Below are 21,989 nucleotides of genomic sequence, written 5' to 3' on the forward strand. Positions count from 1 at the left end.
GAACAATGACGTTCGCCTACCCCGACATGCTCGCCACGATTCGCGCCAAGCAGTGGGCGCTGGCCGATATCGACTGGGACGCACCGGGTTCCGATACGATCACCGAGGAGCAGCGCCCGCGCCTCGCCACCTTCATGGCCGATCTGGTGTGGATCGAACACGTAGGCGCGCGGGGCTTCGCCGCCCTGACCCACCAGGCGCCACCCGGCCCGCTGCGGGAGATCTATCGGTACTTCCACGCCGAGGAACAGAAGCACGCGAATGCCGAACTCGCGCTGATGCGCCGGTGGGGCATGCTCGCCGAGGGCGACGCGATGCCGGTGCCCAACAAGAACATTCGTCTCGTGATCAGCTGGCTCGACCGCTACGCCGACCAGCTGACCCTGCCCGTGCTCGGGACCGTCATCCCGTCGCTGGAGACCGCGCTCGACGGCGCACTGGTGAAGTTCCTGCTCGACGAGGTCGACGACCCGGTGTGCCACGAGGTGTTCCGCCACATCAACAGCGACGAATCCCGCCATCTGGCAGTCGGTTTCCAGGTGCTCGAGCAGCTCGGTGCGGGTCCGCTGCGCCGGATCGTCATCGAGACAGCGGGTTTCGCGGTGCGCCCGTCGTTCGTGCTTGGCGCACTGCTGTACGCGCCACTGCTGTCGCGGATGTCGACCGACATCATCGCGCTCGGTCTCGACGAGGAGAAGCTGTGGCAGGCGGTGCGCCGCTACGAGAACGTGGGGGAGCGCAGCGCGGCCATTCGCCGGGTTCCGCTGTATCACGTGGTGAAGATGCACGGGAAGGCCACCATTCATCGCCGTCAGCCGTTCCAGTTGCTGGCCGACGTGTCCAACGCCTGTATCGATCGGTTCCCGATCCGGGTCCTCGGCCGCAGGCCGTCCTGGTCGGACGAGCTCACCTATGAACCGGTGGCGAAATGACGACGCCCCGTTTCGCCGATACCTTCGCGGGCCACCAACTGCACGCCACGGCGTTCTCACCACGGCATGAATTCACCGGTCAGCGTGTCGCGATCATCGGCAGCGGGGCGGCAGCCGCGCGGCTGCTGCCCGGCATCGCCGCGGAGGCCGCCCGGGTGACGGTGTTCCAGACCGAGGCGGTCTGGGTCCTCCCGCGCGCGGCGATGACCCTGCGCGCAGCGCCGGAGCGACTGGTCCGATTCGTCGCTCGCGCGAATCTGCGTGTCCAGGTGCGTGATTCCTGGCTGCGCCACCGGCTGACCCCGGACGACACCGCGGGCGTTGCGGTACACGACAGCTACTACCGCACCCTGCGGCAACCGCACTGCACCCTGGTGACCTGGCCGATCGCCCGGCTGGTGCCGTTGGGCGTGCGCACCGTCGACGGCATCGAGCACCGGGTGGACAGCATCGTCTACGCCGACGACGCGGGCCACGTCGTCCGTTCCATCGCCCGGCCGGGCCGCCTGCATCCGTCGGCGGCACTCGTGAAGGAGATCGCATGAGCAGTACCAACGGAATCGACCACGAGATCCTGATCGTGGGTGCCGGATTCTCCGGGATCGGCGTGGCGATCGAGTTGCGCAAGGCCGGGTTCGACGACTTCCTGATCATCGACGAGGCCGACGGCGTGGGCGGGACCTGGCACTGGAACACCTATCCCGGTGTCGCCGTGGATATCCCGTCGTTCAGCTACCAGTTCTCCTTCGAACAGCGCACCGACTGGTCGCGGGTGTACGCGCCCGGCCGCGAACTCAAGGCCTACGCCGAATCGTGCGTGGACAAATACGAGCTGCGATCGCGAATTCGCTTCGGCACCACCGTGGTCGGCGCGGACTTCGACGAAAACGCCGATCGCTGGGTACTGCACACCACCGACGGTGAACTCACCGCGCGGTTCGTGATCAGCGCGACCGGCGTACTCACCCGACCCAAACTGCCCGACATCCCCGGCATCGAGAGTTTCGCGGGCGCGACCATGCACACCTCGCGCTGGGATCACCGCCAGGATCTGCGCGGTAAGCGGGTGGCGATCATCGGTACCGGCGCCTCCGCGGTCCAGGTGATCCCGGAGATCGCCGCGCAGGTGGAACAGCTGACAGTGTTCCAGCGCACGCCGATCTGGTGCCTGCCCCGCCCTGATCTGCCGCTGCCCCTGCCTGCTCGCCTTGCCCTGAAGATCCCCGGCGGACGCACCGTGACCCGGCTGGTGAGCCAGACCTACGTCGAGTTCACCTTCCCACTCGCCGCCCATTACCACCGCTCGCTGCCCACCGCCGCGATCGGCGAACGCGCTGGCTTGGCTCACCTGCGGCGCCAGGTGAAGGACCCCGTCACCCGGGCCGCGCTGACCCCGAAGTACGCCCTCGGGTGCAAACGACCGAGCTTCTCCAACGACTATCTGTCGACCTTCAACCGCGCGAACGTGACCCTCGAAACGGCCGCGATCAGCGAGATCACCCCCACCGGCGTGCACAGCACCACCGAGCATGCCGCCGACGTCCTGATCCTCGCCACCGGCTTCAAAGTCATGGAGTCCGGCAACATGCCGACCTACGACCTGCACGGGGTCGGTGGCCGCGACCTGGAGACCTGGTGGGACGAGAACCGGCTGCAGGCCTACGAGGGCGTCAGCGTCCCCGGCTTCCCGAACTTCTTCTCCATCATCGGCCCCTACGGCTACAACGGCGCCTCCTACTTCACCCTGATCGAGAACCAGACCCGCCACATCCTGCGCTGCCTGCACCACGCCCGCACCAACGCCGCGGACCGGATCGAGGTCACCGAAGAGGCCAACGACCGCTACTTCCGCGAAATGCTCGCCCGCCGGGGCGGCCAGGTGTTCTGGGACCAGAGTTGCGCCGTCGCCAACAGCTATTACTTCGACAAGCACGGCGACGTACCCCTTCGCCCCACCTCCACCCTCGAATCCGCTTGGCGCAGTGGACACTTCCCGCTGACCGACTACGTCTTCTCTTAGCAGGCGCGAAGTGTCACCGGGGCTCCCTACGACCCGGGTGTTCCCCTGCGTCGCATCGCCGATTCGATGTCGTCGAGGTAGGTGCGAACCGGACCTACACTGAGAAGCCCACTCTGCGCGGTGGTTTCGGCTGCCGCGGGGGAGAGCTGAGTCCGGGCACGGTGCATGGTCTCGACGTCTCCGACGGCGATGGCCGCGTGTGCCACGATGGCCCAGAGTGCCTCGAACAGCAGGTCGCGCGGCGGGGAGGCGATGTTGCGCAAGGCGGTTCGCGCGGCGTCGAGGTCACCTCGCGCGACGAGCAGGGTGGGTTCGATCCAGGGCTTGTACGGCCCCCAGTCCGTGTCGGGAGCGATCGCGGCGATCCGGCCGGTATCGTGATGCCGCAGATACAGGCTCAGCTCGGCCAGCGGTAAGAGACCGCGCTCGAGTCCGGGCATCCCGGCGCCGACCAGAGATACGGCAGCTGCCTGGTACGCCGCTTCGGCGGTGTCGAGATCTGTTGTCGCACTGGTACGGAGGGCGCGATACCAGGTGGTGAACACCTCGACCAGCGGCAGTTGGTAACGCCGAGCGAGGGCGTCCACCGCGTCGGCGTGCTGGTCGGCGCCGGGGTAATCGGCCAGGGCGCACCGTGTTTGGATGAGGATCAGATGACCGAGCACCTCGTAGGTGGCCGAGCTGCTCGTGGCCGCTACCGCGACGATCTCGCTGCCGACGGCGTCGCGCCGCAGTGCCATGCCTGCGCGCTGGAAACTCTGCATGAACACCCCGTTGAGTGCGAATGCGAGCAGTGCTGGGTCGTGTAGCCGCCGCGCGATCTCTTCGGCCTGGCGGGCGGCGCGCAGTGGCCGCAATCCGGCCTCGGTCGGCTGGTCCGGCGGGAGACCACCGCGCGATTCGACGGCGATGGTCGCGAGCAGTCTGGCTCGATCGGCATCGTCGTGGACGGGGAGCCGCAGCAGTGTCTTCTCGGCGATGTCCACGAGCCGGCCGGCCTGCGCCGGATCGTCCGAGCGGGTCCAGATCGCGGGAACGTCGTAGATGCCGATCACCCGTGCGGTCAGTTCGGCGTCACCGAGTTGGTCGGCGGCGACGACAGCTGAAATCCGATGTGCGCGTGCTGCTGCCAACCCGCCACCGCCCGTCACCGCGAGGTCACGCATCAGGCCCGCGGTCGATTCGAGTCGCGTGCCGGTGCCCGGTGGGACCGTGCTGTCGTAGGCGGCGCGTGCCTGTTCCCAGACCCGCACGCTGGGATCGGTCGCGATCGGGTCGAGGTGTTCGGCTTGGCGCAGCAGGTCGTGTTCGAGGCGGCGCAGTGCCGGTCCGGGGTCGATGCCGAGATCGTCGGCCAGCATCCGCCGGGCACGGGCGAGGACGGCGAGCGCGTCGGCTTGGCGACCCGAGCGGTACAGCGCGGTGGCCAGCAGTCCCCACGCGTCCTCGCGCCACGGGTGCTCGGTGACGTGCGCGTCGAGGTCGGGCACCGCCGCGGCGGCGGCACCCAGCGTCAATTGGGCTTCGGCGCGACGCTCGACCGCCAGCAGACGCTGCTCGGCGAGCCGTGCGCGCTCGGCCTGTGCCCACCCCGCGTCGGCGAAGTCGGCGTACGCCGGTCCCTGCCACCAGCGCAAAGCCTCGGTGAGCAAGGAGAAGGCCTGCCCCGCGGGCAGCGTCGAGGCCGCACGGACAGCGTCGTCGAATCGCCACGCGTCGACGGCATCGGGTTCGGCCCGCAGCGCGTAGCCGAGTCCCTCGGTGACCAGCAGGCGCGGCGGGGTGCGCGGTGGGCGGTCGGGCTCGAGCGCGCGCCGCAGCCCGGCGACGAAGGTACGGATCGCGCCCACCGCGTTCGCGGGCGGCTCGTCCCACAGATCCTCGACCAGCCGGCCGACCGGAACGACCCGCCGGCGGGCGAGGATCAGCCGTGCGAGCACCTCGCGGTAGCGCGGACCGCGCAGTACGACCGGTCCGCCCAGGTTGTCGTTGGCGGCGATCGATCCGAGCACCTGAAACCGCATCAGGCCAATGTAGTGCGCGTTCATCGCCTGCTAATCGCGACACCGCACGCTCGAACCGATCCGCACAGTCCCCGCGGAACAGCCTTCGAACGAGAGAGCCAACGCGATGACCCGCACCATTCCCGGTTTCGACTACCACCGTGTTCCTGTCGCCGACGAGGTGGCGCTCACCGCCGCCGTCGCCGGTTCGGGAACCCCGATCGTGCTGCTGCACGGGTTCCCGCAGACCCACCTGATGTGGCGGCACGTCGCTGCCGACCTGGCCGCCGAACACACCGTGATCGTCCCCGATCTCCGTGGTTACGGCGACAGTGACAAACCGGCGGCAGTGCATCCCGACGTCTATTCCAAACGCACGATGGCCGCCGACATCGTCACCCTGGCACAGACTTTCGGCCACGACCGCTTCGCGTTGGCCGGCCACGACCGCGGCGCCCTGGTGGCCTTGCGCGCCGGTCTCGACCACCCCGACGCGGTCACCCACCTCGCGTGCTTGGACGTACTACCCACCCTCGACATGTGGGAGGTGCTGCACGGCGCCACCGCCGCTGTCGGATTCCACCTGTACTTGATGGCGCAGCCGCCCGGGCTGCCCGAACAGATGATCGCCGCCAGCGCCGACGCCTTCTTCGCCTACTTCCTCGACCAGTGGGTCAAAGATCCCGCCGCGATTCCCGCGGCTGTGCGCGCCGCGTATCTGGATGCCTGCCGCGACGCAGTCCCCTCGATCGTGGCCGACTATCGCGCCTCGGCGACCATCGACATCGACCACGATCGCGCCGACCGCGCGGCAGGCACCCGGCTGTCGATGCCCGTCACCGTCATGCAGCAGGACTGGGGTGCCGCACTCGGCTACGAAGCGGCGGCACTGTGGTCGAGTTGGGCACCGAACCTCGACCACCGCACCGTCGACGCGGGCCACTTCATGGCCGAAGAGGACCCCCTGGCCGTCGCCGCGGCCCTTCGCGACCTGGTTCAGCGCTGACGACGGCGATCTTCATCGGCTAGGCATGGAGGCGATCGACGAAATCACTGATGAGCGGGGCGATTTCGGGAAGATTCTGCTCCAGCGCGAAATGACCGGTGTCGAAGAGCGCCATCCGCCGGAGCTTCCCGCCGACTTCGACGAATACGCATCCGACACCTCAGCACAGCGCCGGGCCTGCGGGAGGTCAGCTGTCGGGGTTGGCGGCGCGTTGTTCGGCGCGGTATCGCAGGGCACCGACGATGCGCTGCCAGGCGGGAGATGACTCGGCGATTCGGGAAGCGACCAGTTTCGCCGACTGGCCGGTGTCGCGCTCATGGGCGATTTCCCAGGCATCCAGGTCGTCGATGAGGCGGTCGAGGCGTGGATCGTGGGGGTGCCAATGAAACGACGCGTCTACCGCCAGATAGTGGCGGGTGGTTTCGGGGTCGTCGAATTCGGCGTTCTTTTCGCGGATTCGTTGCGGTATGGCGTCGGCGTTCATGGCTTGCAGCAGGATCCACGCGTCGCGCTCGAGCTGGATCCGCTGTTCGCTGACGCCGAGGTTGCGCATGCGGTCAAGAAGGGTGACCACTTCGGCTGGGAGGAAAAGGCTTTCGCCGGTTGCCAGTTGCGCTATCCGGTGGCGATACTCGGCGAGTCGGTCCATCTTGCGCTGGAGCTCGGCGTCGATATCGCTGATGGCCGCGGCGAATTCGGGTGGTTGCGCGTGTAGGAGCGCGTCGATCCGAGACAGTGGGACGCCGGCGTCGGCGAGGGTTCTGATGCGGATGAGAGCCACCGCCGCCTGTGCGGTGTAGCGGCGGTAGCCGGAGTCGTCGCGCTCGGGTTCGGGCAGCAGGCCGACCTGGTGGTAGTGGCGTACCGTGCGCACGGTTACGCCCGCGGTTGCCGCGAGCTGGCCGATGGTGAGCACCGCGCCGATTCTAGTGGCGACGAACCCGAGCGACGACATCGCGGATCGCCTGGACAACGGCATCGGGACGGTCGAAGCAGAGTCGGTGGTGTGCGGTGTCGGTGAGGATGCGCTGTTCGGCCTGCGCAACGCCGCTCACCAGGGCTTTGTCCATTCGCCGTCGGCCGTCGTGAATCTCCGCCATGACCTCGACCGGCTGGTTGGGGTCGGCGCCGAGAACGCTGAGCGCCACCAGCGGAACTTCGGGAAGATCCGGTCCGGCGCGTAGTTCGATGGCCAGTTCGGGCAAGCCGTTGCGCTCGGCGAAGCCCGCACGGATCCATTCCGCACTCGCCTTGGCCTCAGTCAGCGCGTGTCGCACGCGCTCCGGGTAGTGCGCCAGCAACTCGGCGTGCACAGCGCGCAGAGCCGTGCGGATCGTTTCGAGTTGCTCGACATCAGGGGCAGGCGCCGCGGCCGCGGCAAGGCTCATCGCCGGTGGCATGAAGACGTCCCAGTCGCGGTGCAGGCCGTCCAGCCAGACCAGCCCGGCCACCTCCCGCGGATACAGCTGGGTGTACCGGTGGGCGTAGAGGCAGCCGAGCGAATGTGCGGCGAGAATGTAAGGGCCGGTGATGTTTTCGGCGCGGAGTAGCTGGTGCATTTCGGTGGCGACCGCGGTGGCGGTGCGCGGCAGCGGATGTGGGTCGCTGTAGCCGGTGCCGGCGCGGTCGTACACCACGGCGGTGGTGAATCGCGAAACCTGCTGCTGCACACCGAAATAGTCGAGACCGACCGCGCTGGCGCCGGGCAGGAACACGACGGCAGGTCCGCCGCTGCCCGATCGGTGGACGAAAAGCTGGTTGCCGTCGATCTCGGTGAATCCGCCGACCGGCGGTGCGTGTCGTGTCGGGGCAGGGGTGTCGTTCGTCATGCGACAAGGTTGCAACCCTGACGCAGCGTCAAGGTCAACCCTAGAGGGCGAGTGGGGGTGCCGCGGTGGTCGGTGTGGCCGGCGGGCGATACGCGCGCCAGGCCTGCGCGAGGCGGGCGACCGCCGCGGTGAGCGTCTCCGTGGGATGCAGGAAATGGAGCCGCAGATAACGTTCGCTGCCGCCGGTCGGATCCAGCCCGCTGCCCGCCAGGATCGAAACGCGCTGGCGCAGTGCGGCTTGCGCGAAGCAGGCGCCGTCGCCGTAGGGCAACCGGATCCAGAGCGTCTGCCCGCCCTCGACCGGGGGCACGTCCCATTCGGGGATCTGGCGAGCGAGTTCGGCGCGCAGGTGGGCGTGGCGTCGCGCGCGTTCGGTGGCTTGTGCGCGGAGCAGGCCGTCGAGGCGGGGGAGTAGCTCGGCCGCGGCCAGTTGGGCAGGCAGGTTGCCGCCGAGGTCGTGCACCGCGCGCAGTCTGGCCAATTTGCTGATGACGGGTGGTGCGGCGCGTATCCAGCCGACGCGCAGGCCGCCCCAGACGCTCTTGCTCAGCGAGCCGATGGTGATCACCGTGTCGGCGAAAACGGCCAGGGGCTGCGGAGTTTCGCAACCGGTGAAGCCGAGCTGGGCAAGCACCTCGTCGTCGATGAGCGCAATCCCCGCCGCTGCTGAAGCTTCCGCGAGTGTGCGCCGCACGAGCGTGGGCAGTACCGAACCGGTCGGGTTCTGGTAGGTGGGAATCACGTAGGCGAGCGCCGGGCGGTGATCGCGGAGCGCACGCGCGAAACCATCCAGCCCCGGCGGCAATCCGGTCACGACCGCCGCTTGCGCGCGAAACGCTTCCAGCGCACCGGGGTAGGTCGGAGCTTCGACGAGAACTCGATCGCCGGGCCGGAGGTAGGCCTGCGCAAGTAACGAAAGTGCTTGTTGCCCACCGGTTGTGGCGAGTATCTGGGCCGGCTCGGTCGGTAGCCCGCGCCCTCGGTAATGCTCGGCGACCGCCGCCCGCAGCACCGGATGACCCGAGGGGTAATAGCCGATGTCGTCGGTCGTCGCGGCCAAGGCCGGCAGCATCGCCGCGTAGGACTCGGCCACTTCGACAGGTGGTCGGTCCGGTGCCGCGCACGCCAGCGAGATCACGTCGGACCGTGGCTCGAGCAGGTCGAGAAACATCGGCTCACCGGTGGTATCCGGCGGATCGTCGCGCGGCGTCCCCGCGACCCGGGTGCCGCTGCCCTGACGCCGCACGATCCGTCCTTCGTCGTGGAGCAGGTCGTAGGCCGCGACGACGGTGCTCCGCCCGACCGACAGCGCGACGGCGAGCGTCCGATCCGGTGGCAGCAGCGCACCGGGCGGCAGTTCACCGTCGTCGATCAGCCCGCGCAACCCCGCCGCGAGCAGGGCGTACAGCGGCCCACGCCCCGCCGACCAGCGCCCGAGTCGATCTGTCACATTGATTGGTTCCATAGCCAAACCAATTATGCTCGATTGGCGCTGGATCGGCGCGCCGAGCCGATCGACGATGGTCACCATGACAGCCTCGAGCGCCACCGGTTCCGTGTCGATCACCGCAGCTATCGCCGCCCTGCCCGGTCCGTTCCAGCAACGCGAGTTGGCGAGGGTCGACGACACCGTTGTCCGCGTCGCCCAGCTGGCGGGCGCGTTCCCCTGGCACCACCACGACGAAGACGAACTCTTCCTCTGCTGGGACGGCACCATTCGCCTCGAACTGGCAGACCGGGAGCCGGTGATCCTGCGTCCGGGTGAATTGTTCGTAGTGCCCAAGGGAGTTCGGCACCGACCGGTCGTGGACGAGGTCGCCCATGTTCTCCTGATCGAGCGCCCCGAAACCGTTCAGTTCGGCAATTAGTTTCCCCGGAAAAGACAGCTGGTCGGTGTGGGCGAGCAGGCGCTCGCCGGATCGCTACCGATCGGTTCCGGATTCGACGGGTACGGCACGAAGGAGTTCAGCGACTTCCGATGGCGTCGCGGCCGGAAACAGTTGTCGCACACCGATCATGGCCAGCAGTCGATCCTGATCGGCACCAACTCCCATCCGTGACACCACATCATGGGCCGCGCGGTTGGCCTCAGCGATCTCGTACGCTTTGCCAAGGCGGGTGAGGTTCTCACTCACCATCTTGTCGAGATCGGTGGACCGCTTGTAGAACAACGCGGTGATCCCGACCGGCACCGCTCCCATGATCGACGTCGCGGCCGCCGCGTCCCGATTCCCGAACGCCACCATCGACGCCGCGGCTAGCACCACGACAACCCCGCAACAGCCACTGATCATGTACGCCCAGAAGAACGCCGTGCTCTGCGCCATCGCAGTGCGCACCTGGCGCAGGTATTCCTCCGTTCGATGACGGATCGCCGGGGCATTGTCGATCGCCGCATCCGCCCGATGCCCCGCCGCCGCTGTCGGGTTCGGGTCGCCGGCGATGGTCACTTCGATTGCCCGCTTGTTGACGCGGCGGCTGAACGTCGTCGACCACCAGGCCGACACGGCCGCGACAATCGTCGGAAACAGGCCACCCAGGCCGATCAGGGCCAGTATCTGATCCATCGTATTCCCCCGAAGATTGTGCTCGCACCCCAGCAAAGATCCAGGCGCACTCTACCGCGACGCGATCGTACCCAGCTTGTTCGCCCACTGGCACAACGCAATTCACGGACCGCGTGCGGGCATCTCGCTGGCCGGTCTGGTGGGGCAATCCGCGAACCGGGCCGATGGCGTGAGGTTCAACGGGTTGGCCGTGACGGCATTGTGAACAAGCACTCTTGTTAGAAACAAGACAAAGTGCTGTAATCGGCGTCACCCATTGAAGGAGATGCCATGCAGTGCAGCACGGCCGCTACCGTCCGCCCGCGTCGCCTGGCCGCGCGCAGCCTGCTTGTGGGGCGGGTGGCAGCGCCTTTGGCCGCGATCTGTCTCGCGATATCGAGCGCGGGCTACGCCACCGGCGATCCGTATCCGAGTTTTCCACCGGACCAGAACCAGCTCCCGCAGCTGCCCGCCGAACCCCAGCTCTACGACATGCTGCCGATCCCGGTGCCCGCCGAAGATCGGTGGTACGACGACCCCGCGGACCTGAGTTCCTATGCGCCGGGCCAGATCATCCGCTCCCGCACGGTGCAGACACGCCTGCTCGGCCTGCCGTTTCCGGTGCACACCGAACAGTTGCTGTATCGCAGCAACGACGTGCACGACAACCCGATCGCCACGGCCACCTCGGTGATCGTCCCCGGCATTCCGTGGTCGGGCAGTCCGCGGCCGGTCGTGTCGTTCCAGGAGGCCATCGATTCGACCGACTCCTCGTGTAACCCGTCCTACACCCTGCAGACGGGCACGATGAAGGAGGCCGCGCTGGCGGTGTATTGGCTCGCGCAGGGGTTCGCGATCAACGTCGCCGACTTCGACGGCAAGTTCAATACCTTCAACACCTATGACGAAGGCAAGATGGTGCTCGACAGTCTGCGCGCCATGAAGAACTCGGCGCTGGGTCTGACGGACTCCGGTATCGCGCTCTACGGTTACTCCGGTGGCGGCTCAGGTTCGATCCGCGCGGCCGAACTGCGCGCGAGTTACGCCCCCGATGTGCGGTTGCTCGGTACCGCGGTGGGTGGATTCCCGGCCGACCTGCGCGCGCAGGCGCGTTACGCGATCGCCCAGCAGCCGGGCCTTACCGGCGCCAGTAATTTCACCATGTGGCTCGGCTTCGCCGCGTTGTCACGGGAATTCCCCGACCAGTTCGACGCGAAGGAATTGCTGACCCCCGAAGGACAGGCGATCGTGGCGGATATGCGCGGTCGCTGCGTTTACACGATCGCGGCCGCAGGCGCGTACCGGCCGATCAGTGCCTATTTCCAGCCGGGGAAGTCACTCGAAACGGCGCTGGGTGTGATGGATGTTCTCGCGGATCAGAGTCTGGGGCACCATATTCCGGACAGCCCGATCTTCTGGTGGCACGGAATCTGGGACGAACTGATCCCGACGTCGGCGGTACTGCCAACGGTGAACGATTACTGGGACCGCGGCGCGGATCTGCGGTTCTACACGATGCCGCTCCCTGAACACCTCGTCAACGCCGTCGCGGGCTGGCCGCCCGCGGTCGCCTGGACCAGCGCGGTGCTGCGCGGTCTGCCGCCGGGAGACCGATTCAAAGCCGATATCCCACTGCCCAACTGAGACGAGAACAGCACGGCGCGCGGAGGGAATGCGCGCCGTGCTGTTGACGAACCGAAGCTTTACGCCGAGGCCTGCTCATAGGCCGAGATGACTTCCGCCGAGATCCGGCCACGGCTGGAGACCGTGTGCCCGTTCTGCGAAGCCCACGCGCGGATCTCGGTCAGATCGTTGCGGCGGGTGGATTCGGCTGCCGGTGCCGCGCCGAGGCGCCGTGCGGAGCCCGCCTTCGCCCGACCGGTGCGGCGCGCGTACGGAACCCACTGTTCGAATACCTCACGCAACTCTGCCGCGTTGGCATCGGACAGATCGATTTCGTAGGCGGCCCCGTCGATTCCGAAGGTGACAGTCGCATCGGCAGCAGACGTGCCATCGAAATCATCGACAAGTGTGACAACGACTTTACGCGCCATGGGAGTCCTGTTCGTTCGGGTGCCGAGAATTACCGTGGCCGATCTTAGTCCGTGGCGTTCAGCTCGCGCGGCGTTGGGGTTCACCGCGATAGCGTGTGTAGCCGCCGTCGACTTTCAGTACCTTCCACAGCTGCCGGGTCACCGGGTTCATCATGCCGAGTTCGTCGACGAGGGTGCGGATGTCGCCGAAGAATCCGCGCAGGATCTGGCGGGAGGCGGGGCTGCGCCAGAACGCGTCCGCGAAAACCTCGTCGGGGATGTCGAACTTGGTGGCGAAGGATTTCGACGGCTTCACCAGTTCGTCGGCGAGCCAGCGCATCGCGATCGGGAACGCCACCGCGCAGACCGTGGTGCGCACCGGACCCATCCGGGCGATGTGGGTGCGCAGGAACTCGTGGGCGAACGAGATGTGGCGCGCCTCTTCGGCGATGTGGATCTGCATGATCCGCAGCAACGCGGGCTGGGTCTGCTGGTCGGAGCGGATCAATGCCTTCTGATAGTGGTCGATCGGTTCCTCGCCGCCGAGGATGCCGATGAACAGAATGGCCCAGAAGTAACCGCCCGCGACGCCGATGAACGGTGACATCGCCCGGAACATCGGTCGCATGCCGGGCACATCGTCACCGATGCGGTTGACCAGTTCCTGGAACATCTGGATGTGGTTGCACTCCTCGGTCATCTCGTGGAGGCAGTACCGGAATTCCGGCGAGCCGTTGGGCAGGGTCATCGCGTACTGCATCATCCCGCGGATCAGGATGGATTCGAAGGCCAGCCCGACCTTGGCCGCGTTGGCCTGACGCCACCGCCCGATCTCGATCCGGCGTTCCAGCGGCAGGTTCTGGTACCAGCTCGTCGCGCCGAGTGGGTCGAGTTCGGGGGAGAGCACCCAGCGTGGGTCGTTGCGGTCGATCGCGAGTTCCGGTGCGTCCCAATCGATGTCGAGGTAGGGGTCGAACCGGCGATGGACCGACCCGGCCGAGAGGGTGTGCAGGGTCTCGGCGTACTCGGCAGCCGCGGTCTTCGAGAACGTCATTGTTTCTCTCCGTTGTCACCTGGACAGCCATCGAGCGGCTGATCCTCAATGTAAATGTAACGCACTGTTCCAGGTATTTCTAGGGGTGCTCAGTCGGCGCGCGGGATGCGTCCGTCGACGTCGGTGAACCCGTAATCCTCGGCGAGATCGGCGACTTTCCAGGCCTGTCCGGAGCGCGTCGACCGGCCGGGGTCGGCCGCCAGGGCGACCACCGCGCGCCCGGCGAAACGCGGAGTCTCGGCGGCGTCGAGGTCGAAGGTGCCCTCGCCGGGCAGCGTGACCTGACGGCGGCCGTGCTCGTCGGCCGGAACCAGTTGCAGCAGTTCGGTATTCACGATGCCGGGCCAGATCGAGACCGCCGCCGCGCCGGTGCCGTTCAGGTCGTGGGCGAGGTCGGCGGTGAGGCGGTCAAGTGCGGTCTTGCCGACGCCGTAGACGGCATTGTGCATGTAGCGCCGGGCGCCGGGGGAGGACACGTTGACGATGAGCCCGGCCGATTCGATCAGGAGCGGAGCCGCGAAGACGCTGGCCACGTAATGGGATCGAACGCCGATGTCGAAGGTCTCGTCCCAGGCTTTGGCGGGCACGTCCCAGAACTTGCGGCCGAGCCAGCGGGCGGCGGCGGGGGAGTTGTAGACGTTGTTGACGAGCACGTCGAGGCGGCCCTGCTCCTCCCGGATCCGGGTGAAGAGGGTCTCGACCGCGTCGTCGTCGCGGTGATCGCAGACTGCCGCGACGCCGTGTCCGCCGAGTTCGGTGATCATCGCGGCGGTGTCGTGCACGGTGCCGGGCAGCTTCCCTGGCTCGGCGGTGCGTCCGGTGACGTACACGGTCGCACCGGCCGCGCCCAATTCGAGGGCGATGCCTTTGCCGATGCCGCGACTTGCCCCGGTCACCACCGCGACGCGCCCGGCCAGAATATTGGGTGTTCCGCTCATGACCTCCGGACACTACCGTCAAATCAGAACACGTTCTAGAAAATGGAGGCGGCAGTGGAGCAGAGATTCCTCGATACCGGCGGCGTCAGGATGCATGTCACCGAGCAGGGGCAGGGCTACCCGGTCGTGTTCTGTCACGGCTTCCCGCATACGGGCTTCATCTGGCACCGGCAGGTGAAGGCCGTGGCCGAGGCGGGATTCCGGGCCATCGCACCCGACCTGCGCGGCTACGGCCGCACCGACGCGCCCGCCGACGTCGACGCCTACACCAACGTGGCGGTGATCGGTGATCTGCTGGCGCTGCTCGACGACATCGGCGCCGAGAAGGCGGTGTTCGTCGGTCTCGATTTCGGTGCCCAACTGGTGTGGGAACTATCGCTGCGCGCTCCTGAGCGCGTGGAAGCCATTGTGGTGCTGAACAATCCGTACTCGCCACGCCCGCCCCGCGCGCCCTCGGCCTTCTGGACCAAGGCCGCCCAGCGCCACTTCCTGCACCTGTCCTACTTTCAGGAGCCGGGCGTTGCCGACGCCGAATTGGCCGCGCGGCCGCGGGATTTCCTGTCCCGCGTCTACTTCTCCCTCTCCGGCGACTACCACTACCTCGACACCTGGAAGAACCCGCCGGGCCTCGGCTACCTGGATGTGCTGCCCGCGGCGCCCGCGCTGCCGTGGCCGTGGCTCACCGACGACGAATTCGACACCATTGCCACAGAATTCGAACGAACGGGCTTCACCGGCGGGTTGAACTGGTACCGCAACCTGGATCGCAACTGGGAACTCGCCGAGCCCTTCGCCGACGCCCGGATCCAGGTCCCCACCTATTTCCTCTACGGCGAGAACGACCCCGACATGGAGGGCTTCAGTGGTCGCGACCCGCTGGCCACGCTGCGGGCCAATGTCACCGATCTCCGTGCGGTAGTGGAAGTTCCGGGTGCGGGGCATCTCGTGCACCTCGAACGAACCGAAGCGGTGGACGACTTCCTGATCGCCGCGCTGCGCGAGGTCGGTGCCGATCAGCGCACGCGGTCGTCGGGCCCGGCTGTCTCGCCCCACTCGCCGGCCTCGTGACGCACGCAGTGGCGCGGGCTCGACCGCGGTGGTTGCGCCGAGTTGTCGGAGGCGTGGCCTACGGTGACGAAAAGGACCTGCCATGGACGGAGCAAAGATGAGTCGCCATATCCAGATCACCTTCGACGCGCACGACCCGGCCGCGCTGTCGACCTTCTGGCGCGATGCGCTGGGCTATGTGCACCCGGGGCCGCCCGGTGTCGAGGTGCCCGCCGGTGTCGATCCGCTGGCGGTGTGGGATCAGTTTCTCGCGCGCCTCGGTGTGCCCGCCGAAGAACGGAACTCGAAGTCGGCCATCGAGGATCCGGAGGGGCACGGTCCACGGGTCTTCTTTCAGCGAGTGCCGGAGGACAAGGTCGCGAAGAACCGGGTGCACCTCGATGTTCGCGCGGCGCCCGGGCTCCAGGGCGACGAGCGGATGGCCGCCCTCGAGGCAGAGTGTGAGCGGCTGGTCGCGCTCGGGGCAACGCGGGTCGAGCGCTTCGAGCCCGAACCTCCGATGAGTGCCGGATGGATCGTGCTGGCGGACCCGGAGGGAAACGAGTTCTGTCTGGACTGAGCGTCATTTCTCCGGCCGGAGCCGGAGGAACCCGGTAGTCGTTCGGTGTCGATCGGCGAACGGTGCGTTCTTCCGTGGGGTGCCGGTATCGGCGGTTACCGTGGATCGACCACGACGACGTGGTCACGTGGCTGCCACTGGAAGGAAGCCCGGGGATGCGGCATTTCGACTTTCGCGGAACCTCGATCGCCTACGACGAAGCGGGTGCGGGTCCACCGATCGTCTTCCTGCACAACCTCGGCGGCGATCGGCACATCTGGCGGGCGCAATTCGACGCGTTGCGGCACAACCACCGGGTTTTCGCGATCGACCTCATCGGCTACGGCGAATCGGACGCTCCCGACGCCGGGTACACGGTCGAGAACTATCTGGCCATGGTCAGCGCGTTCTTCGAGGAGCACGATCTGCGCGATGTGACGTTGGTCGGCCACTGTTTCGGCAGCGCGTTGTCACTGCTCTACGCGCAGCGTCATCCCGAGCGGCTGCGGTCGCTGGTACTCAGCAGCCCGCTGACCCCGGCTACCTTGCGACCGACCAGAACGGGATGGGCGGCATGGCTCGGTCGGCGGCTGCGCATCGACGCGCTGCTCGCACGTGTCCGCGTTCCCGGCCCCGTGGCCGGGCTGATCGTGGCGGAGCAGCTCGGTTGCGAACGGGCGCCGCATGCGGCGCAGATCGTCGCGCATCTGCGCGAGAGCTGGACCGAACCCCGGCGCCTGATGGTCACGGCCGCGATCTCCCGGGAGATCCCGCTGCTCGGCGAGCTGGACAGCTTCGCACCGCCCGCCGGCTTTCCGCCCGTCACCACGGTGTGGGGGAGTCGTAATCGAGTGCTGTGCGCCCATGCCGGAGCCGCGCTGAACCGCACGCTGAAGCCGTCGCGGTCGATAGTTGTCGACGGTGCGGGTCATCTGGTGATGGTCGAGGCGCCCGATCAGTTCACCGCCGCGGTGCTCGCCGCGACGACGGGCACGCGGGTGGCCGATTCCTAGCCGGCGACATGCGGCCACAGCGGGCGCTGTTCGTCGGTGCACCGAACTTGTCGGTGCGCACCTCTAGTCTGCTCACATGGACGGACCGGACTCTGCGCTACGCCGCTTGACACGCGAGGCGGGAAAGTTGTTGCGGCCATACGGCTTTCACGGGACAGATGCCGCCTGGACGCAGGTCACCGCAGGCGGTGTCGCCTCGATTCGCCGCACCCGCACCCAGCGAACCTGGACAGACGGTCAGCAAGTGCTCTCCTTCGGTCTGGAACTCAGCGCGACGCCGACGGCGTGGTGGGAATTCTGCAACTGGCGCAACGGGGTGCGAGGTCTGGAACCGGCCGCGCCGGAACAGGCCACCGGGCCGGGGCTCATCGACGAGCACGGCATGGGCGAGGAGTTGACCCAGTGGTGGTCACTGCGGGTCGACCCGGCCCACCGCGCACGCCCCGCGCTACAAGCCGACGTCGACACCGTTCGCGCCGACTTGCCGGCGCGCGTCCACGCCTACGCACGCCGGGCACTGCGCCTGCTCGAACCGGACGCCTATCTCGACGAACTACTGGCGGACCCGAATCCACAGCCCGCCACCCTGGAAGCGATCGTGGTGCTGCTCGCCGAGCACGGCCCCGGACCGCGCCTGGACGACGCGGTGACCCAGTTCCGATTATCCGTCGCGGACCTGGACCAGCCGGGAGCCGACAACGCCATCGCCTACTTGCGCGACCGAACCGTTCCGGTCTGACTGTCCCGCTCGAGCGGCCCGACGGGCGATTCGCCATTATCATTCCGCCCGTGGGAGATGCGGTTACAGGCGACGATGCTCGGCGGATTCGCCCTGGCAACAGGAAGGACTTCGGTGTAGCAGCCGGACTGCTGGCAGCGTCCATGGCCGACGACCCCGCGACACGGTGGCTGCACCCGAAAGAATCCACCCGCAGAACCCGGCTCACCCGCGCGTTTCGAACCTCGCTCGATGATTCCCGCGATTGCAGCGACGGCGTAGATCTCGCGCTCGATGGCACCGGATCGATCGTCGGCGTCGCGGTGTGGCTGGCCACCTTTCATGTCCTGCCGCGCGCGACGATGGGTCGTCAGCTGAAAGCGCTTCACACCTACGGTTCGCAGGCCGCACGTGCGCGCACGGGTGCGCGCGCGACCTACGCGGCGGGCGTGCAGGAACAGCACTGGCACCTGTTGGCAGTGGGGGTCGCCGCGGCGGCCCGCGGACGTGGACACGGGCGGGACCTGGTCGCGGCGGGCATGTATCGAGCGGCCGCCGACGGCGTCCCCGTGCACTTGGAAACCACGAACCCGAGCAACCTCTCCTTCTACGAACGCCTCGGATTCGAGACCACCGGGGTGATCGACCTTCCCGGTGGTGGCCCGCGGAGATGGCTCATGCGCCAAGTGCCGCAACCGATCCCGAATCACCCCCGCGGCAGACGGCCACGCGATACCTGACGGCGCGGCGAAAGGCGAGAAGTTCGCGACGGAAATTGTTGTGGAAATCCATGACAATTCCAGGGAATGGGAATTGGAAGGTCAAAAACTGCGCGCGATGATAGCGATCGGCGTGGCGACCGTGATCTGATCGAGATGTCCCGAATCTGGGATGCTTCACAGAGTACGAATAAGGATGACCGTATGAACTCCAGAATTACCCGTCCGCTCGCCGTTGCCGCCATCGCGCTGTCCGCCGGTGCGATCGTCGCCGGTCCCGCTTCCGCCGCGGCCCCGGCGCCCGTCTCGGGTTCGGTGGAAGTGTGTGTGCCGCTTCCCCTTCCGCTGCTCGAGGTCAGCTTCTGTCTGTAACCGGCTAACACGGCTATTTTGCGGCGGTGGCGATCATCGTTCCCGGAGTGAAGATGTGCGCGGCTCCGGTTCGCCGAGCGCCACCGCCGCACTGCCCTCGACCCGCAGGCCCGCGGGCTTCTTTGTCGGAAAGCATCATTGATCCAGCGTTCTCTTGCTCCTTGTCACAAGCGAAGGTTGGACGGGGGATTGTCGTTCACGGTAGTTTGGGGGCTTGCCCAGTGACCTGGGTGGGAAGGATTCATCATGGCTGGCGCTACTTCCATCGAGCCGTTCCTGACCGTTTCGGGGCGGCCGGTATCGAACCCCTTGAAAGATGTGCGGACGATATCCCGCCAGATGGTGGTGCATTTCATCGAGAATGTCGTGCCGTGTGGCACGCTGCCCGGCGAAGCGCTCGACGGAGACGTCACCACGGTGACGCGCGTCTGTCTGGAACTGACCAGGAGCATGCTCGACGGCCGCGATATCCCGGGGCGGGTGGAGCGGGTACAGGCCGCCGCCGCCGACTGGGCACGCGAGGGAATCCCGATCGACACCATTCACGACGCCGTACACGAGGGCTTCAAACTCGGCTTCGATCTCGTCATCACCAATGTGACCAACCACGACTACGACACCGTCGTCGGGGTGGCGCGCCGGCTGATGGACGCCCAGAACATGATCACCTCGGCGGTCTCGGTGGCCTACGTTCGCGAATTGCGCTCGGTGGACAGCGAGCACCACACCGCGGTGCACACGCTGACCTCGGCCCTACTCGGCGGCCAGAACACCTCGACGATGGCACGCGAATGCGGAATCGAGGTCGCCGAGCGTTATCACGTGATGGCACTGGAACTTCCGCCGCACCCGGAGGAATTCGACCCGTCCCTCGATGCGAAAGTCGTCGCTCGACGCAAACTGCGCCGGGTTCAGGCCGAACTGGCGGACCGGTGCGACGGAAAAGTGCTCTCGCTGTTGAGCGTGGACGGCGGCACATTGCTGCTCCCGGTCCCGGAATTCTCCGAAGCCGAGCTGGACGAGTTGATCGTGCACCTGTCCGCGGCCGCGCAGGTCCCGGTGCGTGCGGTGGCGACAACGGCGATACCGAGCGAAATCCCACGTGCCGCCGAACAAGTCCATGAGCTGGTCGAAATCGCACATCGGTTCGGCGGTCCGAGCAAGGTGTATCGCCCGCACGAATTGGCCTTCGAATATCAGCTGACGCGTCCGGGTCCCGCGCGCGATTATCTGAGTTCCATTGTCGATTCCCTCGAAGCGCATCCGGAACTGTTGCGCACGCTCGAGGTGTATCTGTCCACGAATATGCAGCGTGCCAGGACTGCCCGCACCATGTTCATCCACACGAACACCGTCGATTACCGATTGAAACGGATCGGCCAGATGACCGGGTTCGACCTCAATGATGTGTCCGGTCTATGCCATCTGCGCGCCGCGCTGTTGATCCGGGCCCACCGTGGGTCCGGATCAACAGAGCTCTATCGAAGCCAGAGCGAAACCAGTTCGCGCGCAGGCTGATCACATGGGATAGACCGAGTGCTTGCGCGGGTTGAATTCCGGGGTGACCGGCGGCTTGTCGCGCAGCAGGCGCAGCGCGTGCCGGATCTCCAGGCGGGTACGCGCGGGTTCGATGACGGCGTCGATGTAGCCACGTTCGGCGGCGATCCACGGTGTCGCGACGGTCTCGTTGTACTGGTTGATCATCCAGTCGCGCGCCGCGGCGCGGTGTTCCTCGGCGATAGCGGCCAATTGGCGTTTGCCGGCGAGATCGACCGCGCTCTCGGCGCCGATCACCGCGATCCGGGCGGTCGGCCAGGCGAAGCTCACGTCGGCGCCGACCTGACGGCAACCCATCATGCCGTAGGCGCCGCCGTAGGACTTGCGCACCACGAGGTTGATGATCGGCACCGTCGCCTCGATGATCGCGCGCGGAACCCGGCCACCACGGATGATCACGCCCGCGTCCTCCTGGTCGAGTCCGGGCAGCACGCCGGGGGTGTCGACGACGAAGATCAGCGGGATGTTGAAGGCGTCGCAGAGCCGGATGAAATAGGTCGACTTATCGGAGCAGGCGGCGTCGATGGAACCGCCGAGCACCAGCGGCTGGTTGGCGATCACGCCGACCGGATAACCGTCGACTCTGGCGAACCCGGTGATCAGGTTCGGGGCGAACGTCGCTCGGATCTCATGGAATTCACCGTCGTCGAACAGCCGGAGCAAGATGTCGTGCATGTCGTAGCCCGTGCGGTCGGAATCCGGGATGATCGTGTCGAGTTCCAGGTCGTAGGCGGTGATGTCGGGTTCCATCCCGGGGTTGACGACCGGCGGCTGTTCCAGGCAACTCGACGGCATGTAGCTGAGGTAGTTGCGGGCCCAGTCGAAGGCGTCCTGCTCGGTCTCGGCGACATGATGCAGCGTGCCGCGCTTGGCCTGCACCTCGGCGCCGCCGAGCGCCTCCGCACTGACATCCTCACCGTTGACGGCCTTGATCACGTCCGGCCCGGTGACGAACATGTAGGAGTCCTTGGTGCCGATGAGCACGTCGGTATTGATCGGCCCGTACACCGAACCCGCGGCGCACTTGCCGAGAATGATCGACACCTGCGGTACGTACCCCGACAGCTTCTCCAGCACCCGGGTCATATCGCCGAACGAGGCGATCGAGCCGACCGCGTCCTGCACGCGCGCGCCGCCGGAATCGTTGATCGTCACCACCGGACAGGCGTTGTCGAACGCGAGTTTCAAGGCCCGCATGAACTTTCGCGCCGCCGCGACACCGACCGAGCCGCCGTACACGGTCTGATCGTGCGCGATCACCACCACCGTCCGGCCACCGATCAACCCGCGACCGGTGACCAATCCGTCACCGTAGAGGGCGTCGGGCTGGTCCGGCTGACGCACCAAGGCGCCGATCTCGATGAATGTTCCGGGATCGAGCAGCATGTTCATCCGCTCGCGAACGCTCGGAATGCCCTTCTTCGCCCGCTTGGCCACGGCGGCCTCACCTGCTGGTTCCGCGGCGATCGCCAGAATATCGGCCAGCCCGTCGAGCTTCGCCTTGGTAGTTACCACGCTTACTGCCACCTTCCAACCAACTCAAATGCTGTGCGCGACGGTAGTCGAATCACCGTGTGGCAGCGCGATAAGCGGGGGAGGCGGGAGAGGTCACAAAGTCTCGGTCGGCTATCTCATCGCATTCT

At 66.9% G+C, this 21,989-nt stretch carries 22 protein-coding genes; 13 read left to right on the forward strand and 9 right to left on the reverse strand.

Features of this window, described 5'->3' with window-relative positions; translation table 11 throughout:
- Window positions 1-5: 5 nt before the first annotated feature.
- Genes ACWZHB_RS06375 through ACWZHB_RS06385 form a run of 3 tightly spaced genes read left to right on the forward strand, consistent with a single transcriptional unit; the run spans window position 6 to window position 2,952 of the window.
- On the forward strand, window positions 6-932 hold the full coding sequence (locus ACWZHB_RS06375) for a ferritin-like domain-containing protein (RefSeq protein WP_427906986.1): 927 nt from the start codon (window positions 6-8) through the stop codon (window positions 930-932).
- Window positions 929-1,477: an NAD(P)/FAD-dependent oxidoreductase gene (locus ACWZHB_RS06380; RefSeq protein ID WP_427906987.1), complete on the forward strand. Its 549-nt coding sequence runs from the start codon at window positions 929-931 to the stop codon at window positions 1,475-1,477. The genes ACWZHB_RS06375 and ACWZHB_RS06380 overlap by 4 nt, the downstream gene beginning before the upstream one ends.
- Complete coding sequence (locus ACWZHB_RS06385; protein WP_427906988.1) at window positions 1,474-2,952, forward strand: flavin-containing monooxygenase; 1,479 nt, start codon at window positions 1,474-1,476, stop codon at window positions 2,950-2,952. Before ACWZHB_RS06380 ends, ACWZHB_RS06385 begins: the two co-directional genes overlap by 4 nt.
- A 26-nt stretch (window positions 2,953-2,978) precedes the next feature.
- On the opposite strand, the gene ACWZHB_RS06390 is transcribed toward ACWZHB_RS06385, so the two are convergent.
- Entirely contained in the window at window positions 2,979-4,976 is a 1,998-nt protein-coding gene (locus tag ACWZHB_RS06390) for an AfsR/SARP family transcriptional regulator (protein ID WP_427906989.1), read from the reverse strand.
- Between the two features lie 106 nt (window positions 4,977-5,082).
- Between ACWZHB_RS06390 and ACWZHB_RS06395 the strand changes: the two genes are divergently transcribed.
- Window positions 5,083-5,961, forward strand: a complete 879-nt coding sequence (locus tag ACWZHB_RS06395) for an alpha/beta fold hydrolase (RefSeq protein ID WP_427906990.1) — start codon at window positions 5,083-5,085, stop codon at window positions 5,959-5,961.
- 187 nt (window positions 5,962-6,148) lie between these two features.
- On the opposite strand, the gene ACWZHB_RS06400 is transcribed toward ACWZHB_RS06395, so the two are convergent.
- The 3 genes from ACWZHB_RS06400 to ACWZHB_RS06410 are packed head-to-tail and all read right to left on the reverse strand — an operon-like array spanning window position 6,149 to window position 9,240.
- Window positions 6,149-6,916 carry a MerR family transcriptional regulator gene (locus tag ACWZHB_RS06400; RefSeq protein ID WP_427906991.1) on the reverse strand — a complete coding sequence of 256 codons (768 nt, stop codon included), beginning with the start codon at window positions 6,914-6,916 and terminating at the stop codon, window positions 6,149-6,151.
- Entirely contained in the window at window positions 6,888-7,790 is a 903-nt protein-coding gene (locus ACWZHB_RS06405; protein WP_427906992.1) for an alpha/beta fold hydrolase, read from the reverse strand. The genes ACWZHB_RS06400 and ACWZHB_RS06405 overlap by 29 nt, the downstream gene beginning before the upstream one ends.
- A 40-nt stretch (window positions 7,791-7,830) precedes the next feature.
- A complete protein-coding gene (locus ACWZHB_RS06410) occupies window positions 7,831-9,240 on the reverse strand; it encodes an aminotransferase-like domain-containing protein (RefSeq protein ID WP_427906993.1) in 1,410 nt (469 codons plus the stop codon).
- Window positions 9,241-9,319: 79 nt separating this feature from the next.
- Here ACWZHB_RS06410 and ACWZHB_RS06415 point away from each other — a divergent pair, with 79 nt between their 5' ends.
- A complete protein-coding gene (locus ACWZHB_RS06415) occupies window positions 9,320-9,658 on the forward strand; it encodes a cupin domain-containing protein (RefSeq protein WP_427906994.1) in 339 nt (112 codons plus the stop codon).
- Between the two features lie 54 nt (window positions 9,659-9,712).
- On the opposite strand, the gene ACWZHB_RS06420 is transcribed toward ACWZHB_RS06415, so the two are convergent.
- Window positions 9,713-10,357 (reverse strand): TRADD-N-associated membrane domain-containing protein, encoded by a 645-nt coding sequence (locus tag ACWZHB_RS06420; protein WP_427906995.1) that lies wholly within the window; start codon window positions 10,355-10,357, stop codon window positions 9,713-9,715.
- Between the two features lie 270 nt (window positions 10,358-10,627).
- On the opposite strand from ACWZHB_RS06420, the gene ACWZHB_RS06425 reads away from it, so the two are divergent.
- Window positions 10,628-11,980 carry a lipase family protein gene (locus ACWZHB_RS06425; protein WP_427906996.1) on the forward strand — a complete coding sequence of 451 codons (1,353 nt, stop codon included), beginning with the start codon at window positions 10,628-10,630 and terminating at the stop codon, window positions 11,978-11,980.
- Between the two features lie 59 nt (window positions 11,981-12,039).
- Here the strand turns inward: ACWZHB_RS06425 and ACWZHB_RS06430 are convergent, their stop codons facing one another.
- The 3 genes from ACWZHB_RS06430 to ACWZHB_RS06440 all read right to left on the reverse strand — a co-directional run bounded on the left by ACWZHB_RS06430 (window position 12,040) and on the right by ACWZHB_RS06440 (window position 14,361).
- Window positions 12,040-12,390, reverse strand: coding sequence for a histone-like nucleoid-structuring protein Lsr2 (locus tag ACWZHB_RS06430; protein WP_427906997.1), 351 nt, complete (start codon window positions 12,388-12,390; stop codon window positions 12,040-12,042).
- Window positions 12,391-12,448: 58 nt separating this feature from the next.
- The gene (locus ACWZHB_RS06435) at window positions 12,449-13,423 is read right to left on the reverse strand and encodes an AurF N-oxygenase family protein (protein ID WP_427906998.1); all 975 of its coding nucleotides are present in this window, start codon (window positions 13,421-13,423) and stop codon (window positions 12,449-12,451) included.
- An 89-nt stretch (window positions 13,424-13,512) separates the two neighbouring features.
- A complete protein-coding gene (locus ACWZHB_RS06440) occupies window positions 13,513-14,361 on the reverse strand; it encodes an SDR family NAD(P)-dependent oxidoreductase (protein WP_427906999.1) in 849 nt (282 codons plus the stop codon).
- Between the two features lie 42 nt (window positions 14,362-14,403).
- Here ACWZHB_RS06440 and ACWZHB_RS06445 point away from each other — a divergent pair, with 42 nt between their 5' ends.
- The 7 genes from ACWZHB_RS06445 (at window position 14,404) to ACWZHB_RS06475 (ending at window position 20,307) form a co-directional block, all read left to right on the forward strand.
- Window positions 14,404-15,429 carry an alpha/beta fold hydrolase gene (locus ACWZHB_RS06445; RefSeq protein ID WP_427907000.1) on the forward strand — a complete coding sequence of 342 codons (1,026 nt, stop codon included), beginning with the start codon at window positions 14,404-14,406 and terminating at the stop codon, window positions 15,427-15,429.
- Between the two features lie 97 nt (window positions 15,430-15,526).
- Complete coding sequence (locus tag ACWZHB_RS06450) at window positions 15,527-15,988, forward strand: VOC family protein (RefSeq protein ID WP_427907001.1); 462 nt, start codon at window positions 15,527-15,529, stop codon at window positions 15,986-15,988.
- 155 nt (window positions 15,989-16,143) lie between these two features.
- A complete protein-coding gene (locus tag ACWZHB_RS06455; RefSeq protein WP_427907002.1) occupies window positions 16,144-16,980 on the forward strand; it encodes an alpha/beta fold hydrolase in 837 nt (278 codons plus the stop codon).
- Window positions 16,981-17,056: 76 nt separating this feature from the next.
- The gene (locus tag ACWZHB_RS06460; protein ID WP_427907003.1) at window positions 17,057-17,719 is read left to right on the forward strand and encodes a hypothetical protein; all 663 of its coding nucleotides are present in this window, start codon (window positions 17,057-17,059) and stop codon (window positions 17,717-17,719) included.
- A gap of 50 nt (window positions 17,720-17,769) precedes the next feature.
- Window positions 17,770-18,438 carry a GNAT family N-acetyltransferase gene (locus ACWZHB_RS06465; RefSeq protein ID WP_427907004.1) on the forward strand — a complete coding sequence of 223 codons (669 nt, stop codon included), beginning with the start codon at window positions 17,770-17,772 and terminating at the stop codon, window positions 18,436-18,438.
- A 183-nt stretch (window positions 18,439-18,621) separates the two neighbouring features.
- Window positions 18,622-18,789, forward strand: coding sequence for a hypothetical protein (locus ACWZHB_RS06470; RefSeq protein ID WP_427907005.1), 168 nt, complete (start codon window positions 18,622-18,624; stop codon window positions 18,787-18,789).
- A 246-nt stretch (window positions 18,790-19,035) separates the two neighbouring features.
- Window positions 19,036-20,307: a PucR family transcriptional regulator gene (locus ACWZHB_RS06475; RefSeq protein ID WP_427907006.1), complete on the forward strand. Its 1,272-nt coding sequence runs from the start codon at window positions 19,036-19,038 to the stop codon at window positions 20,305-20,307.
- On the opposite strand, the gene ACWZHB_RS06480 is transcribed toward ACWZHB_RS06475, so the two are convergent.
- The gene (locus tag ACWZHB_RS06480; RefSeq protein ID WP_427907007.1) at window positions 20,308-21,861 is read right to left on the reverse strand and encodes an acyl-CoA carboxylase subunit beta; all 1,554 of its coding nucleotides are present in this window, start codon (window positions 21,859-21,861) and stop codon (window positions 20,308-20,310) included.
- Window positions 21,862-21,989: the final 128 nt, after the last annotated feature.

It is taken from the genome of Nocardia sp. FBN12, assembly GCF_054031145.1.